This window comes from Pseudomonas sp. BIGb0176 (assembly GCF_024810175.1).
Classification (GTDB): Bacteria; Pseudomonadota; Gammaproteobacteria; order Pseudomonadales; family Pseudomonadaceae; genus Aquipseudomonas; species Aquipseudomonas protegens.
Genome location: NZ_JANUEC010000001.1, coordinates 1,923,828 through 1,939,542 on the forward strand (window position 1 = coordinate 1,923,828; position 15,715 = coordinate 1,939,542).

General features: G+C 64.5%; 12 protein-coding genes. 4 read left to right on the forward strand and 8 right to left on the reverse strand.

The window, feature by feature from the left end; translation table 11 throughout:
• Window positions 1–384 precede the first annotated feature (384 nt).
• From msrA to M2395_RS08210, 7 genes are all read right to left on the reverse strand, one after another.
• Window positions 385–849, reverse strand: coding sequence for a peptide-methionine (S)-S-oxide reductase MsrA (gene msrA, locus M2395_RS08180; RefSeq protein WP_217438425.1), 465 nt, complete (start codon window positions 847–849; stop codon window positions 385–387).
• The gene (locus M2395_RS08185; protein ID WP_123430942.1) at window positions 846–1,901 is read right to left on the reverse strand and encodes a glycine betaine ABC transporter substrate-binding protein; all 1,056 of its coding nucleotides are present in this window, start codon (window positions 1,899–1,901) and stop codon (window positions 846–848) included. The genes msrA and M2395_RS08185 overlap by 4 nt, the downstream gene beginning before the upstream one ends.
• Window positions 1,898–3,970 (reverse strand): ATP-binding cassette domain-containing protein, encoded by a 2,073-nt coding sequence (locus M2395_RS08190; RefSeq protein WP_123430943.1) that lies wholly within the window; start codon window positions 3,968–3,970, stop codon window positions 1,898–1,900. Before M2395_RS08190 ends, M2395_RS08185 begins: the two co-directional genes overlap by 4 nt.
• 111 nt (window positions 3,971–4,081) lie before the next feature.
• Window positions 4,082–5,050, reverse strand: a complete 969-nt coding sequence (locus M2395_RS08195) for an aliphatic sulfonate ABC transporter substrate-binding protein (protein ID WP_123430944.1) — start codon at window positions 5,048–5,050, stop codon at window positions 4,082–4,084.
• Window positions 5,051–5,310: 260 nt separating this feature from the next.
• A complete protein-coding gene (locus tag M2395_RS08200; protein ID WP_227454082.1) occupies window positions 5,311–5,916 on the reverse strand; it encodes a hypothetical protein in 606 nt (201 codons plus the stop codon).
• 344 nt (window positions 5,917–6,260) lie between these two features.
• Window positions 6,261–7,538 carry a Zn-dependent hydrolase gene (locus M2395_RS08205; RefSeq protein WP_123430945.1) on the reverse strand — a complete coding sequence of 426 codons (1,278 nt, stop codon included), beginning with the start codon at window positions 7,536–7,538 and terminating at the stop codon, window positions 6,261–6,263.
• Window positions 7,539–7,756: 218 nt separating this feature from the next.
• Complete coding sequence (locus tag M2395_RS08210) at window positions 7,757–9,244, reverse strand: NCS1 family nucleobase:cation symporter-1 (RefSeq protein ID WP_123430946.1); 1,488 nt, start codon at window positions 9,242–9,244, stop codon at window positions 7,757–7,759.
• A gap of 622 nt (window positions 9,245–9,866) precedes the next feature.
• Here M2395_RS08210 and hydA point away from each other — a divergent pair.
• The 3 genes from hydA (at window position 9,867) to preA (ending at window position 14,126) form a co-directional block, all read left to right on the forward strand.
• Window positions 9,867–11,306 (forward strand): dihydropyrimidinase, encoded by a 1,440-nt coding sequence (hydA, locus tag M2395_RS08215; protein WP_053150960.1) that lies wholly within the window; start codon window positions 9,867–9,869, stop codon window positions 11,304–11,306.
• A 177-nt stretch (window positions 11,307–11,483) separates the two neighbouring features.
• A complete protein-coding gene (locus M2395_RS08220; protein WP_123430947.1) occupies window positions 11,484–12,851 on the forward strand; it encodes an NAD(P)-dependent oxidoreductase in 1,368 nt (455 codons plus the stop codon).
• Complete coding sequence (preA, locus tag M2395_RS08225; RefSeq protein ID WP_123430948.1) at window positions 12,852–14,126, forward strand: NAD-dependent dihydropyrimidine dehydrogenase subunit PreA; 1,275 nt, start codon at window positions 12,852–12,854, stop codon at window positions 14,124–14,126.
• Between the two features lie 269 nt (window positions 14,127–14,395).
• On the opposite strand, the gene M2395_RS08230 is transcribed toward preA, so the two are convergent.
• Window positions 14,396–15,016, reverse strand: coding sequence for a TetR/AcrR family transcriptional regulator (locus M2395_RS08230; RefSeq protein WP_077933933.1), 621 nt, complete (start codon window positions 15,014–15,016; stop codon window positions 14,396–14,398).
• A 264-nt stretch (window positions 15,017–15,280) separates the two neighbouring features.
• Between M2395_RS08230 and M2395_RS08235 the strand changes: the two genes are divergently transcribed.
• The gene (locus tag M2395_RS08235; protein WP_011060840.1) at window positions 15,281–15,715 is read left to right on the forward strand and encodes a GNAT family N-acetyltransferase; all 435 of its coding nucleotides are present in this window, start codon (window positions 15,281–15,283) and stop codon (window positions 15,713–15,715) included.

The window sequence follows — 15,715 nt, forward strand, 5'->3', positions numbered from 1 at the left end:
TCTTGATCTTCAGGCCCCTTCCCAGCCGGCCGAGCGTAGGCGTTGCGTAGGGGGCAGCTCGGCAGGGATGCCGAGCTAGCCGCCACCCGGCCAGGGATGGCCGGTTGGCGGCGGCCCCCGGAGCAATGCCGAAGTGAGGGAACCCCGAGCCTTAGCGAGGGGCCCATGGAGGGGCAAGCGTTTTTGGTTCCTTTTTAGGCGTTTGTAAAAAGGGACTCGCCGTAAGGGCGAAACCATAAGTGGCCACACCCGCAGCAACGGATATGTCCCCTATCAAAACCCAACCACACCCACCACACCGAACACCCGGTGTTCTACCTCGACACCGAAGCCCCCTTGAGCGACCTGGCCAGCCCCTACAAAAGCCTGCGTACCTGCAAACGATCAGATATGGCAACTGCTCAGGCCGTTCTTCTCCAGGTAACGCTGGTGCGCTTCATCCGCCAGGTCGAAGCGACCCAGGGGCACGATCACCGTGGCCACGGGTTTGTTGAGGCGTCCGGAGTCTTGCAGGGCGGTCTTGGCCGCCCTCGCCTGTTCGGCTTGCGCGGCGTTGGTGTGGAAGATCGCCGAGCGATATTTCACACCGCCATGCTCGCCCTGGCGATCCACCGAGGTCGGATCATGCAGATCCCAGAAGTGTTCAATCAGGCGGGTATACGCCAGCACCTGCGGGTCGAAATCCACCTGCACCACTTCAATCTGCAAGGCTTCGTCCGCCGCTTCCACGGCGTAGCCGACGCGGCTGTCCACGACCCCCGGCAGCGCCCGGAACGCGGCTTCCGCCCCCCAGAAACACCCGGCGCCGAAGGTCGCCTGTTCGAGGCTGTTCACCGGCGCCCCACTCATTGCGCCACTCCCACTTTCTCGCCGCTGGCACCCAGCCAGCCATCAACGATCTGCGGATGGGCCGCGACCCATTCCTTGGCCGCCTGCGCCGCCGGTTGCTGTTCCTTTTCGATCTTGAGAATCAGGTCGTTCAGGGCCTGAGGTTCGATGCTGAAGTTCTCCAGGAACGCGGCAATTCGCGGTGTGCGTTTTTGCAGGGCGGTGGACGCCAGGACATACACCCGGGCATCCGGGTAGGCGCAAGTGATCTTGCTCTTGCTCAGCCAGTCGGCATCCACCGTGGGGCTGATGAATTTCCAGCAGCCGTCGGCCTTGTACAGCGGGTCGCCCTTCTTGTTGTCCTGGGCGTAGCCGTCGAACGCCGGTTCATCCAGGCGGCGCAGGTCGAAGGCGGAGAAGATCCAGTCCGGGGTGTAGGCGTAGAACACCACGCCGCGTTGGGCCTTGTAGGCCGCGGCGAGCTTGGCGTAGGTCACCGAGGCTTCGGTGGACACCGATTCGAATTTTTCGGCAAAGCCGAAATCCTTGGCCTTGATCTCGCCGATGTAGGTCGATTCCCAACCCGCCGGGCCCACCAGCAGTTGCGCCTTGCCGCCGCCCAGGGGTTCGAAGAGTTTCGCCACCTCGGGCTTTTGCAGGTCGTAGACCGACTTCACGCCGTATTTGTCTTGCAGGTAGCCGGGGATGTAGAAGCCCTGCACCCCCAGGTACGGCTGCTTGTTGGGCACCAGGGAGCGGGTGCCGCCGGTGACGTATTTGGCCCAGGCGGCGGACTGGTTGGGCAGCCAGATATCGGTCAGCACGTCCACCGAGCCATCGCCCTTGGCGGCGGCAGCGAACAGCACCGGCACGTCACCGGCGAGGTAGGAAACCTCGCCGTCGAGGCGGCTCTTGATCACTTCGCCAAGGATGTTCTGGATGGCGATGGCGCCGGTCCAGTTCTGCTCGCCAATGACGATCTTGTCCTTGGCCAGCACCGGCAGGGACAACCCCAACAGCAGCGCGGCAGCGCCAAGGGTACGGGTAAACGACTTGTTCAAGGGACACCTCATGATTGATGCAATGTGCGATCCCGCTGGCGCAGGGTCGCTTGAATGATGCGGTCGGGAATCAGCGCGCAGAACACGATCGCGGCGCCGGCCAACATACCCTCACCGCCCTTGATGTTGCGCAGCGCGGTCATCACGTCGTAGCCCAGGCCACCGGCGCCGATCAGCGCCGCCACTACCACCATCGACAGGCTCATCACCAGGGTCTGGTTGATCCCCAGCAGCAAGGAGCCCGCAGCCAGGGGCAGTTCGACCTTGGTCAGGATCTGCCACGGCGTGGCGCCGTGGGCCAGGGCCGCTTCGACGGCGGTCTTGGGCACTTCCTGAATCCCCAGGGCGGTGAGGCGGATCATCGGCGCCAGGGCGAAGATCACCGTGGCGATCACCGCCGGGGTCTTGCCCACCGAGAAGAACGCCACCGCCGGGATCAGGTACACGAAGGTGGGCAAGGTCTGCATCACGTCCAGGAGCGGAGTGATCAGGCGCCGGGCCAGGGCGCGCTTGGCCAGGAGGATGCCGGCGGGTACGCCGATCAACAGCGAGATCAGCACCGAGGAGCCCACCAGGGCCAGGGTGGCGATGGTCCGTTCCCAGAAACCGAACAGGCCGATGTAGAGCAAGGCCGCGGCACTGGTCAGGGCCAGGGCGGCGCCGGCGCTGCGCCAGGCCAGCAGCACCAGGGCCAGGGCCGGCACCGGCCAGGGCAACCAGCCCAGCAGGCTTTCGATGCTTTCGATCACCGTGCGCACGGCGACTATCACGCCGACGAAGGTGCTTTCGAACGTCACCTGGGACCAGGCAATCAGTTGATCGATGGCCGCGGCGGTGCCCAGCAGCACTTGCCGGTCGGCGGGAAATTGCAGCCAGGGGCCAGAGGCATCGGTGGCCAACACCCGCCACAGCACCAGGGCCTGGGACAGCAGCAACACCAGCCACGGCAGACGCCAGTCCGAACGCCCCAGGCGGCTGGGGCGGCGGGCCAGGGCCAGGCTCAACAGGCGGCTGAGCAGCAAGCCGATGAGCGCCAGGGCGGCCCAGGCGAAACTGGCCGTGGCCAGCCCTTGCCCCAAGGCTGCGGCCGCCCCCAGTTCCAGGGCGAAGCCCAGCCAGTACAGGCCACCGCGACCGCTGGCGGCCAGGGCGGCGGGCCCCAGCAGCAGGGCCTGGGCAAAGGACAGTCCGGGGCTGACCGGCGCCGGGGTCGTCGCGCTCTTGCGCGGGGCAATCGTCGCCACCGGCGTGGCGCTGCGGGCGCCGTGTTCCTGGAAGAAGTCCGCCACTTCGGCATCCGCCGGCTGCTTCAGCAATTCCTCGGGCGTGCCGACCTGAATCAGCTGGCCGTGGCGCAGCACGGCGATGCGGTCCGCCAGGCGCAGGGCTTCCGCCGGGTCGTGGGTCACCAGCAAGGTGGTGATACCGCGCTCGCGCACCACCTGCAGAAAGTGGCTTTGCAGGTCGCGGCGGATGGTCGGGTCCAGGGCGCTGAAGGGTTCGTCCATCAGCAGGATGTCCGGCTCGCTGACCAGGGCCCGGGCCAGGCCGACCCGCTGCTGCATGCCGCCGGACAGCTCATGGGGATAGTGCTCGCCCCAGCCTTCCAGGCCCATGGCCTGCAGTTGCACGTCGGCTGCGGCATGGCGCAGGGCCTCAGGCTCGCCGCGCAGTTCCAGGGGCAAGGCGACGTTGTCGCGCACGCTGCGATGGGGCAGCAGGCCGAAGTGCTGGAACACCATGCCGATGCGCCGCGAACGCAGGGTGCGCAGTTCCCTGGCCGAAAGCTGGCTGATGGCCGAACCGTCGATCAGCACCTCGCCGCTGCTGGGCTCGATCAACCGGTTGATATGGCGCAGCAAGGTGGACTTGCCGCTGCCGGAGGTGCCCATCAGGCACAGCACTTCGCCACGGCGCACCTTGAGGCTGACCTGCTCAACCGCAGGCGGAGCGGACTGGCCACGGCGGCGGGCGTAGTGCTTGGTCAGGTGGCGCAATTCCAGCACCACGTCGGCGTTAACCGCAGGCGGGCTGGACGAGGCAGGGACGGCAAAGGCCTCTTGGGGGTGAACGGCAGACACGGGAACTCCTGACGCCGGGCGCGGGATGGCGTAACCGGCGGTGAACAAGAAAAAGGGGGGCCTGTTCGCCGGCAAGCCGGCTCCTACAAGCGAAAGCGACCTAACGACCCACTACAAGGATTTGGGGCTCCACAACTGCACGGCCCGGGCATCCACTGGCTTGGGCAACAGCTTTTCCTGGTAGAAGGCATCGGCGATTTTCTGCTGCTCGCCCAGGGCGTCGGGCTTGACCGCTTCTACCTTGTAGGTGCGGCGGCTGTTGGCCAGTTCCACCGTCGGCACATCCAGGTTGCCCCACAGCGGGCCCAGCAGTTTTGCCGCCTCGGCCGGGTGCGCCTTGACCCAGGTGCCGGTCTTCTGCAGCTCGGCGAACACTTGCTTCAGCACCTCGGGATGGGCCTTGGCGTAGTCGTTGGAAGCCAGGTAGTAACGGCGATAACTGGCCAGCCCCTGGCCGTCGTGCAGCACCCGCGCGCCCTGCTGGCGCTGGGCGCTGGCGACAAAGGGTTCCCAGGTGACCCAGGCATCGACCTTGGCGGTTTCCAGCGCCGCGCGGCCATCGGCCGGGGTCAGGTACACCGGTTGGATATCGGCAAAGCTCAAGCCCGCTTCGCGCAAGGCGGCGATCAGCAGGTAATGGCTACCAGCAGCCTTGGTTACGGCGATGCGCTTGCCCTTGAGGTCAGCCAGGGACTTGAGCGGCGAATCCTTGGGAATGACGATGGACTGAGCGGCGGGCGACGGGGTTTCAGTGGCGAAATAGGTCAGCTTGGCCCCAGCGGCCTGGGCGAAGACCGGCACCGTGTCGGCGACATCGGCGCTGATGTCGACATTGCCCACGTTCAGCGATTCCGCCAACGGCAGGCCACTGGTGAACTCGTGCCAGGTGATGTTGACGCCCTGCCCCGCCAGCTGTTTTTCCAGGGTGCCCTGGGCCTTGAGCAAGGCCAGCAGGGTCGAGGATTTCTGGTAGCCGATGCGCAGGTCGGTATCGGCCTGGGCATTGAGGGCCATGCCCAGCGCCAGGCCGGCCAGGGCGGTGATCGACAAGCTACGACGCAAAGCAAAGGGCAGGCGCATGGGGGCGAACCTTCTGGGAGACAGGAAAGTCGCTAAAAGCTAATCGATCTAACAAATCTAAAATAAATACTTTTTAGGAATTAGCTTAGGTTCGGCTGGCAGCTCTATCTCGGCCCTGCCCCCTACGCCCGTGCCGGGCGTGCGCAGCCTGCGGCAGCGGCTACAAAAACCCAGCTCACCACAGACCCTGTAGCCGCTGCCGAGCCCGCGAGGCTGCGAAAGGTCGGGCCGCGTTCGGTACGCAGGGCCTTGCTTCTTGGCTACCGACCGCACGGTGTCGAACCGCCGAACTTTGTAGCCCGCAGGCAGAAGAAACTGTCCTTTTTCAGGGTCATCGGCGCCACTGCGCAGGGCAGCAAGGCCTGGTTGACCTCGATCGACAGCTGTTCGCCCTGCAACTCGCGCGGGCCCAGGTCGATGATGCACAGGCCTTCGCCGCTACGCCGCGAGAAGCCAACTGCCTGAATGGGCCGGTTGTCCAGCTTCAGCAGCAGAGGGTTTTGCGCAGGCGAAGCACATGCCATCAGGCTGGGGTGACTGGCCCTGATCCATACATGGCCGTCATCGTCCGACGCGGAAAACAACGGGATGAAGAACAGCGATAAAAGTTGATGGGAGGCGTGGGTCTCCACGTTCACATAGAGTGGGCTGCCCCCGCAGGCCAGTTGGAACGCCGTGCCTTTGTCGAAACCGACAACGCTTGCGTCTTGCCAGCCGCCCGGACTGTCGGCCTTCCAGTCGTGGCCCCATTTGTAATCGATACAACCGCCCAGGCTCAGAGCCAAGGCCAGACAGAGCACCATCCTGTGCATATTCGGCATCCCATGGGAAAAGTTCGCCAGTGTACGCCAGGCAAAGCCCACCATGAGGCCCCTTGCAGGAGCTGGCTTGCCAGCGAAGGCGCCGGCACGGGCGATACATGTCTTGCGGGCCTCTTCGCCGGCAAGCCGGCTCCTACGAGAATGACGGTGTGGGCGGATTCGTGGAAACACCACAAGCCCCCTGTAGGAGCTGGCTTGCCAGCGAAGGCGTCGGCACCGGCGATGCACATCTGGCGGGCCTCTTCGCCGGCAAGCCGGCTCCTACGGGAATGGTGGTGTGGGCAGATTCGTGGAAACACCACAAGCCCCCTGTAGGAGCTGGCTTGCCAGCGAAGGCGTCGGCATGGGCGGTGCACATCTGGCGGGCCTCTTCGCCGGCAAGCCGGCTCCTACGCTTGGCGCTGGGCGATGGCCTGGGAGGCGGCGAGCATGGCGCGCAGCAGCACCGCGCAGCCGGCGGCGAGGTCGTCGGGGTCGGCATTCTCGATTTCGTTGTGGCTGATGCCATCTTCGCAAGGCACGAAGATCATCCCCGCCGGGCCCAGCTCGGCGACGAAGATCGCGTCATGCCCGGCACCGCTGACGATGTCCATGTGGGACAACCCCAAACCCTGCGCGGCGCCGCGCACCGCATCGACGCACACCGGGTCGAAGTACAGCGGCGGGAAGTCCGCGGTGGGGGTCAGTTCGTAGCTCAGGCCGTGTTCTTCGCAAGTGTTGTCGATCACCTGGCGCACTTCGGCAATCATCGAATCCAGGCGCGCCGGCTCCAGGTGGCGGAAGTCCAGGGTCATGCGCACCTCGCCCGGAATCACGTTGCGCGAGCCCGGGTAGGCCTGCAGGCAGCCGACGGTGCCGCAGGCGTGAGGCTGGTGACCGAGGGCCGCGCGGTTGACCGCCGCGACCACGGCGGCGGCGCCCACCAGGGCATCCTTGCGCAGGTGCATCGGGGTCGGGCCGGCGTGGGCTTCGACACCCCGCAGCTTGAGGTCGAACCACTTCTGCCCCAGGGCACCGAGCACCACGCCTATGGTCTTGCGCTCATCTTCCAGGATCGGGCCTTGCTCGATGTGCGCCTCGAAATAGGCGCCCACCGGATGCCCGCTGACCGGGCGCGTGCCGGCGTAGCCGATGGCGTTCAGGGCCTCGCCGACGCTGATGCCATCGACGTCGGTCTTGGCCAGGGTGTCTTGCAGGGTGAATTTTTCGGCGAACACCCCGGAGCCCATCATGCACGGCGGAAAACGCGAGCCCTCTTCGTTGGTCCACACCACCACTTCCAGGGGCGCTTCGGTTTCCAGCTTGAGGTCGTTGAGGGTGCGCAGCACTTCCAGCCCGGCCAATACGCCGAAACAGCCGTCGAACTTGCCGCCGGTAGGCTGGGTGTCGATATGGCTGCCGGTCATCACCGGCGGCAGGTGCGGATTGCGCCCGGGGCGGCGGGCGAAGATGTTGCCGATGCCGTCCACTGTGACGGTGCAACCGGCCTCCTCGCACCACTTCACGAACAGGTCGCGGGCCTGGCGGTCGAGGTCGGTCAGGGCCAGGCGACAGACCCCGCCCTTGACCGTGGCGCCGAGCTTGGCCAGCGCCATGAGCGACTGCCACAGGCGGTCGCGGTTGATGTGCTGATGGCTGGATTGCAGAACCTCGACGGCAGCGTTCATGGTGATCTCCTCAGGCGTTTCTTCTAATTTTGTCGGGGGATGCGTGGCGCAATCGCCCGGGATAACGGCCTAGCAACAATCGGTAGGAGCCGGCCGGGCGGCGTACCGCTTGCCGGCGAAGGAGCCCGCAAGAGGTGCATCGCCCGTGCCGACGCCTTCGCTGGCAAGCCAGCTCCTACGGGACGGGGGTGGTGCCCGCGAGCACGCTGGTTGGGTGTTCATGTTGGGGTCTTGGCGGTGGCCACCTGGGGGCTGCGCAGGCTGCACAGGCCGTAGTAGATCATCCCGCCCAGGGCCGAGCCGGTGAACCAGCCGTAGCTGTAGAACCAGTTGAAGGCGCTGCTGCCCAGGGACATCAGGGTCAGGGCCACCGGTACGCCGAAGGCGATGAAACCGTGCCAGTTCCACGCCGGGTAGACATCGTCGCGGTACAGGCCGGCCAGGTCCAGGCGCTGTTTCTTGATGATGAAGTAGTCCACCACCATGATCCCGGCAATCGGCCCCAGCAGGCTGGAGTAACCCAGTAGCCAGTTGGAATACACGGTCTCCAGGCTGACATCGGAAATCAGCAGGCCGAGTTTTTTCAGCAACTCGTGGCCCATCAGCGCCAGCCCCACCAGGCCGGTGAGGATCACCGCGGTGGTGCGGCCGATCAGCTTGGGCGCCAGGTTCTGGAAGTCGTTGGTGGGCGAGACGATGTTGGCCGCAGTGTTGGTGGACAAGGTGGCGATGATGATCAGCGCCATGGCCAGGGCCACCCAGCCCGGGCTCTGGATGTGGCCGATCAGGCTCACCGGGTCGGACACCGTGACCCCCACCAGTTTCACCGAGGCGGCGGTCATCACCACCCCCAGGGCGGCGAACAGGAACATGGTCAGCGGCAGGCCGAAGATCTGTCCGAGGATCTGGTCCTTCTGGCTTTTCGCGTAGCGGCTGAAGTCGGGAATGTTCAGCGACAAGGTGGCCCAGAAACCCACCATCGCCGTGAGCCCGGCCATGAAGTAACCGGTGACACTGGCGCCCTCGGGACGCTTGGGCGGGATCGCCAACAGCTCAGTCAGCGACACGCTGGGCAAGGCCCATACCAGCAGGCCGATGCCCACCGCCACCAGCAGCGGCGCGGACAGGGTTTCCAGCCACTTGATCGACTCGGCGCCGCGCAGCACCACCCACAGGTTGAGGGTCCAGAAAATCATGAAGCCGATCACCTCGCCGGTGCCGCCCAGGGCCTTCCAGCCCTCGAAGATCGAGCCCAGGAACAGGTGGATCGCCAGCCCGCCGAACATGGTCTGGATGCCGAACCAGCCGCAGGCCACCAGGGCGCGGATCAGGCACGGCACGTTGGAGCCGATGATGCCGAACGAGGAGCGCAGCAGCACTGGGAACGGAATGCCGTACTTGGTGCCGGCAAAGGCGTTGAGGGTCAGGGGCACCAGCACCACGATATTGGCCAGCAGGATCGCCAGCAGCGCCTCGCCGACACTGAGGCCGAAGTAGGCGGTGAGCACCCCGCCCAGGGTGTAGGTGGGCACGCAGATCGACATGCCGATCCACAGTGCGGTGATGTGCCATTTGTTCCAGGTGCGTTCCTGGACCTTGGTCGGTGCGATGTCGTGGTTGTAACGGGGGCTGTCGAGTACGTCGCTGCCGGCGTCCAGCTCGTACAAGCCGGCGCGCTCGGTCACCTGGGATCTGATCTGTTGCATGGCCGCTCCACTGTTGTTCTGATTATTTTGCTCATCAGGCCGGCGCACCAAGGGACAGCGCGCCGGACGATGGCCGGAGAACTTACGACTTCCACCCTCCGGCACATCGACCTGCGGCGGCACTCAATAAAGATGCCAAGTACTTGCGCGGTCGTTGCTGCACGGCTGGCGGAATCCATGTAAACAACTGATGTCATTGGGTTTTATGCAAGCAACTTTCAAGCCCCTGGTTAGTTGCCAATCCACTCAGGCCGGGTGTTTGGCAAGTTGTCCATTCGATCAGGACCCAAAGCAGTGCACGGTTATTTTCCTAGTTATTTCCCGGCCTTCCCAGCGCCTCCTCAAGCAGCTGATTTGACATAGGAAATCTCGACTATTTTTTGATCCTGTCAAGTGCGTCAAAATGGTGAGAGGCTGCACCATTTTGCAGATTTGAACTTTTAATCGTTATATTTCAACAAGTTATATTGAATATAAGCTTATAAAAAATATTCTTGATGTTTCTTTGAAGTGCGACTAGCTTCTAATCCTGTCACCGATGACAGGATTGTTTAAGTTATCAGTGCGTTCAATAAAAAAGTTAGAACCGACAGCAGTCGGTCATGCCTGCGAGGAACTCGGAATGTCTCTGTTGATCCGTGGCGCCACCGTTATTACCCATGATGAAAGTTATAAAGCCGATGTGCTCTGCGCAGACGGTCTAATTCGCGCCATCGGCAACAATCTGGATATTCCCGTCGGTTGCGAAGTGCTCGATGGCAGCGGCCAATACTTGATGCCCGGCGGCATCGACCCCCATACCCACATGCAACTGCCCTTCATGGGCACCGTGGCCAGCGAAGACTTTTTCAGCGGCACGGCGGCGGGCCTGGCGGGGGGCACCACCTCGATCATCGACTTCGTGATTCCCAACCCCCAGCAGTCGTTGCTGGAAGCCTTCCAGCAGTGGCGCGGCTGGGCGGAAAAATCCGCCAGCGACTACGGCTTCCACGTGGCCATCACCTGGTGGAGCGAGCAGGTGCGCGAGGAAATGGCCGAGCTGGTGCAGCACCACGGCATCAACAGTTTCAAGCACTTCATGGCCTACAAGAACGCCATCATGGCCGCCGACGACACCCTGGTGGCCAGCTTCGAGCGCTGCCTGGAACTGGGCGCGGTGCCCACGGTGCATGCGGAAAACGGCGAGCTGGTGTATCACCTGCAACGCAAGCTGCTCGCCCAAGGCATCACCGGCCCGGAAGCCCATCCGCTGTCGCGGCCTTCGCAAGTGGAAGGCGAAGCCGCCAGCCGGGCGATCCGCATCGCCGAAACCCTGGGCACACCGCTGTACCTGGTGCACGTCTCGACCCAGGAAGCCCTGGACGAAATCAGCTACGCCCGGGGCAAGGGCCAGCCGGTCTACGGTGAAGTGCTGGCCGGGCACCTGCTGCTGGACGACAGCGTGTACCGCGATCCGGATTGGCAAACCGCCGCCGGCTACGTGATGAGCCCGCCCTTCCGCCCCCGTGGCCATCAGGAGGCCCTGTGGCGCGGCCTGCAATCGGGCAACCTGCACACCACCGCCACCGACCACTGCTGCTTCTGCGCCGAACAGAAAGCCGCCGGCCGCGACGACTTCAGCAAGATCCCCAACGGCACCGCCGGCATCGAGGACCGCATGGCGGTGCTGTGGGATGAAGGGGTGAACAGCGGGCGCCTGTCGATGCAGGAATTCGTCGCCCTGACCTCCACCAACACCGCGAAGATCTTCAACCTCTACCCGCGCAAGGGCGCGATCCGCGTCGGCGCCGACGCCGACCTGGTGCTCTGGGACCCACAAGGCAGCCGCACCATCTCTGCCAAGACCCACCACCAGCAAGTGGACTTCAACATCTTCGAAGGCAAGACCGTGCGCGGCGTGCCCAGCCACACCATCAGCCAGGGCAAGCTGGTGTGGGCCGACGGCGACCTGCGGGCCGAGCGCGGCGCCGGGCGCTACATCGAACGCCCGGCCTACCCGGCGGTGTTCGACCTCTTGAGCAAGCGCGCCGAGCGGCACAAGCCGACCGCGGTGAAACGCTGACCCCACTCCTCCCCCATCGCAGGAGCTGGCTTGTGTAGGAGCTGGCTTGCCAGCGAAGGCGTCCTCAAGGGCACCACCAGGCCCAAGGCCCCGTTTGCCGGCAAGCCGGCTCCTACGTGGAGTTGGAAAACATGCCCATCAGAGGCAGCCGCTAAAAAAAACCGTGAGGCCAATACCGTGATCAAGACCTTGAACCACTTGCCCCACCCGACCCAGGACGGCGCCACCCTGGCCGGCCACTTCAGCGACCTGGCGCCACCGCTCAACGCCCGCCAGGCCCATCTTGAAGCTTCGCGCTGCCTGTACTGCTACGACGCGCCCTGCGTCAACGCCTGCCCCAGCGAGATCGACATTCCTTCGTTCATCCGCAATATCCACACTGACAACGTCCAGGGCGCGGCGCAGAAGATTCTCTCGGCCAATATCCTCGGCGGCAGTTGCGCCCGGGTCTGCCCCACGGAAATCCTCTGCCAGCAGGCCTGCGTGCGCAACAACGCCCAGGAATGCGCGCCGGTGCTGATCGGCCTGTTGCAGCGCTACGCCCTGGACAACGCGCACTTCACCCAGCACCCGTTCCAGCGCGCCGCGCCCACCGGCAAGCGCATTGCCGTGGTCGGCGCCGGCCCGGCGGGCTTGTCCTGCGCCCACCGCTGCGCCCTGCACGGCCATGAGGTGGTGATTTTCGAAGCCCGGGACAAGGCTGGCGGCCTCAACGAATACGGGATCGCCAAGTACAAGCTGGTGGATGACTTCGCCCAGCAGGAGCTGGAGTTTCTACTGGGCGTTGGCGGCATCGAGATTCGCCACGGGCACAAGCTGGGCGCCAACCTGAGCCTGACCGAGCTGCACCAGCAGTTCGACGCGGTGTTCCTCGGCCTCGGGCTGGCCGCCAGCAAGCAACTGGGGCTGGAGCATGAAGACGCCCCCGGACTGCTGGCCGCCACCGACTACATTCGCGAATTGCGCCAGGCCGACGACCTCAGCCAACTGCCCCTGGCCGAGCGCTGCATCGTTCTCGGCGCTGGCAATACCGCCATCGACATGGCGGTGCAAATGGCCCGCCTCGGCGCCCGCGACGTCAATCTGGTGTACCGCCGGGGCGTCGAGGACATGGGTGCCACCGGGCACGAGCAGGACATCGCCAAGGCCAATCAGGTGCGCCTGCTGACCTGGGCCGCACCGCAAGAAGTGCTGCTGGATGACCGGGGCCGGGTACGCGGCATGCGCTTCGCTCGCACCCGAATGCTGGAGGGACGTTTGCAGAACACCGGCGAAACCTTCGAGCTGGCCGCCGATGCGATCTTCAAGGCCATCGGCCAGAGCTTCGACGCTACAGCCCTGAGCGACCCGCTGGCCCGGGAGCTGCAACGCAGCGGCGAACGTATCCAGGTGGACGAACACCTGCGCACCAGCATTCCCGGAGTCTATGCCGGCGGCGACTGCGTCAGCCTCGGCCAGGACCTCACCGTGCAGGCGGTGCAACACGGCAAGCTGGCCGCAGAGGCCATGCATGCCCAACTCATGCTCAATGTGGAGGCTGCGTAAATGGCCGATCTGTCGATTGTCTTCGCCGGTATCAAAGCCCCCAACCCGTTCTGGCTGGCCTCCGCGCCGCCCACCGACAAGGCCTACAACGTGGTCCGCGCGTTCGAGGCCGGCTGGGGCGGCGTGGTCTGGAAAACCCTGGGTGAAGACCCGGCGGCGGTCAACGTGTCGTCGCGCTACTCCGCGCACTTCGGGCCCAACCGCGAGGTCATGGGGATCAACAACATCGAGCTGATCACCGACCGCTCCCTGGAGATCAACCTCAAGGAAATCACCCAGGTGAAGAAGGACTGGCCGGACCGCGCCTTGATCGTGTCGCTGATGGTGCCCTGTGTCGAAGAGTCGTGGAAAGCCATCCTGCCCCTGGTGGAAGCCACCGGTTGCGACGGCATCGAACTGAACTTCGGTTGCCCCCATGGCATGCCGGAACGGGGCATGGGCGCGGCGGTGGGCCAGGTGCCGGAGTATGTCGAGCAGGTGACCCGCTGGTGCAAGACCTACTGCTCGCTGCCGGTGATCGTCAAGCTGACGCCGAACATCACCGACATTCGCATGGCCGCCCGCGCCGCCCATCGTGGCGGGGCGGACGCGGTGTCGCTGATCAACACCATCAACTCCATCACCAGCGTCGACCTGGAGCGCATGGTGGCCCACCCGATGGTGGGCAGCCAGAGCACCCACGGCGGTTATTGCGGCTCGGCGGTCAAGCCGATCGCCCTGAACATGGTCGCGGAAATTGCCCGCGATCCGCAGACCCGCGGCCTGCCGATCTGCGGCATCGGCGGCATTGGCAACTGGCGCGACGCCGCCGAGTTCGTGGCCCTGGGCTGCGGCGCCGTGCAGGTGTGCACGGCGGCGATGCTGCATGGCTTTCGCATCGTCGAGGAAATGAAGGATGGGCTGTCGCGGTGGATGGACAGCCAGGGCTATCGCAGCCTGCAGGACTTCTCCGGGCGCGCGGTGGGCAACACCACCGACTGGAAGTACCTGGACATCAACTACCAGGTGATCGCCAGGATCGACCAGCAGGCCTGCATTGGCTGCGGCCGCTGCCATATCGCCTGCGAAGACACCTCGCACCAGGCGATTGCCAGCCTCCGGCAAGCCGACGGCAGCCATGTATATGAAGTGATCGACGACGAATGCGTGGGCTGCAACCTGTGCCAGATCACCTGCCCGGTGCAGGACTGCATCGAGATGGTGCCCCAGGACACGGGCAAACCGTTCCTCGACTGGCTGCACGACCCGCGCAACCCCTACCGCGAAGCTGTTTGAGAGAGAGGCCTGCTCTTGCCGGCGAAGGTGGTCTTGCGGGCCTCTTCGCTGGCAAGCCAGCTCCTACGGCTGGCAGAAATATCGCGGGAGGTTCTGTAGGAGCCGGCTTGCCGGCGAAGGTGGTCTTGCGGGCCTCTTCGCTGGCAGCCAGCTCCTACGGCTGGCAGGAATATCGCGGGAGGTTCTGTAGGAGCCGGCTTGCCGGCGAAGGCGGTCTTGCGGGCCCCTTCGCTGGCAAGCCAGCTCCTACGGGAAGCGGCGATGCAGGTTCAGGGTTCCAGGCCGATGCCGCGCAGGATGACGCTGGTGACGGTCTGCACCGCCCGTTCAAATTGCAAATCCGATAAAGGTTGATGGTCGTTGAGGATCATCACTTGATGATCGAAGTCAGCGTAATGCTGGGTCGAGGCCCAGATCATGTACAGCAGGCTCGACGGCTCCACCGGCAGGATCCGCCCGTCCTCGACCCATTGGCGGATCTTCGCTTCCTTCATCTTCGCCCAGTCGTACAGGCTGGCATCCAATGCCTCGCCCAGGGTCGGCGCGCCATGGATGATTTCGTTGGCCCAGACCTTGGAGCCATAAGGCCGGCTGCGCGAATGCTGCATCTTGGCGCGGATGTAGCTGCTGAGCACCACGCGCGGGTCGTCGAACATCTCGAAGCACAGGGCGTCCTGCTTCCACACGTCCAGCAGGTCCATGAGCACGGCGCTGTACAGCTCGTTCTTGGTGCTGAAGTAGTAATGCAGGTTGGAGCGCGGCAGTTGCACTTCTTCGGCGATGTCGGCCATGGCGGTGCCGGCATAGCCTTTTTCAGCGAAGATTTTCTCGGCACCCAGGAGGATCTTTTCCACGTTGCTGCGACGAATCTCGATCTTGTGATTGCCCATGTGGGCTCCTACGAAAACAGTCTGGGGCAAGACTAGCATCCGCCCGCCCGCTGCGGGGAGGTGTCAAGCCTGCGACATCGCCGGCCTGCGTCGGTCTTTCACCACCCGGCCATATTGGGTAGGATCGGCCTCCCGCTCATTTGCAGCAGCCACTGCGGTGCTCCGTCCAGGCGTTAATTCGCGACACGGGCATACAGGTCTCTGCCCGAATGCCGGCCCTGCACCATCGCCGGCCATCTGTCCTGTTACCGATGGAACATGCTCATGAAGATTCGCCCTCGCGTCGCTGCGGACGACGCCCTGCTGACCGCGCTCTGGGAGCGTTCGGTCCGCGCCACCCATGACTTTATCGCTGAAGACGATATCCAGCGCCTGTACCCGCTGGTACGCGACAGCTACCTGCCGGCCCTTGAGGCCTGGGTCTGGGAGAACCCCGACGCCAGCCCCGGTGGTTTTATCGCCACCAGCGACGACACGGTACAAATGCTGTTCATCGAACCGGCCCAACGGGGCCAGGGCATCGGTCGAAAGCTCCTGGATCACGTACGCCGTCCCGGCCTCAAGGTCGACGTCAATGAACAGAACCCCCAGGCCCATGGTTTCTACCGTCGCTACGGCTTCGTCGACTGCGGTCGTTCGGAAACCGACGGTGAAGGCCGGCCGTTTCCGATCATTCACATGCAGTTGCAAGACCAATGA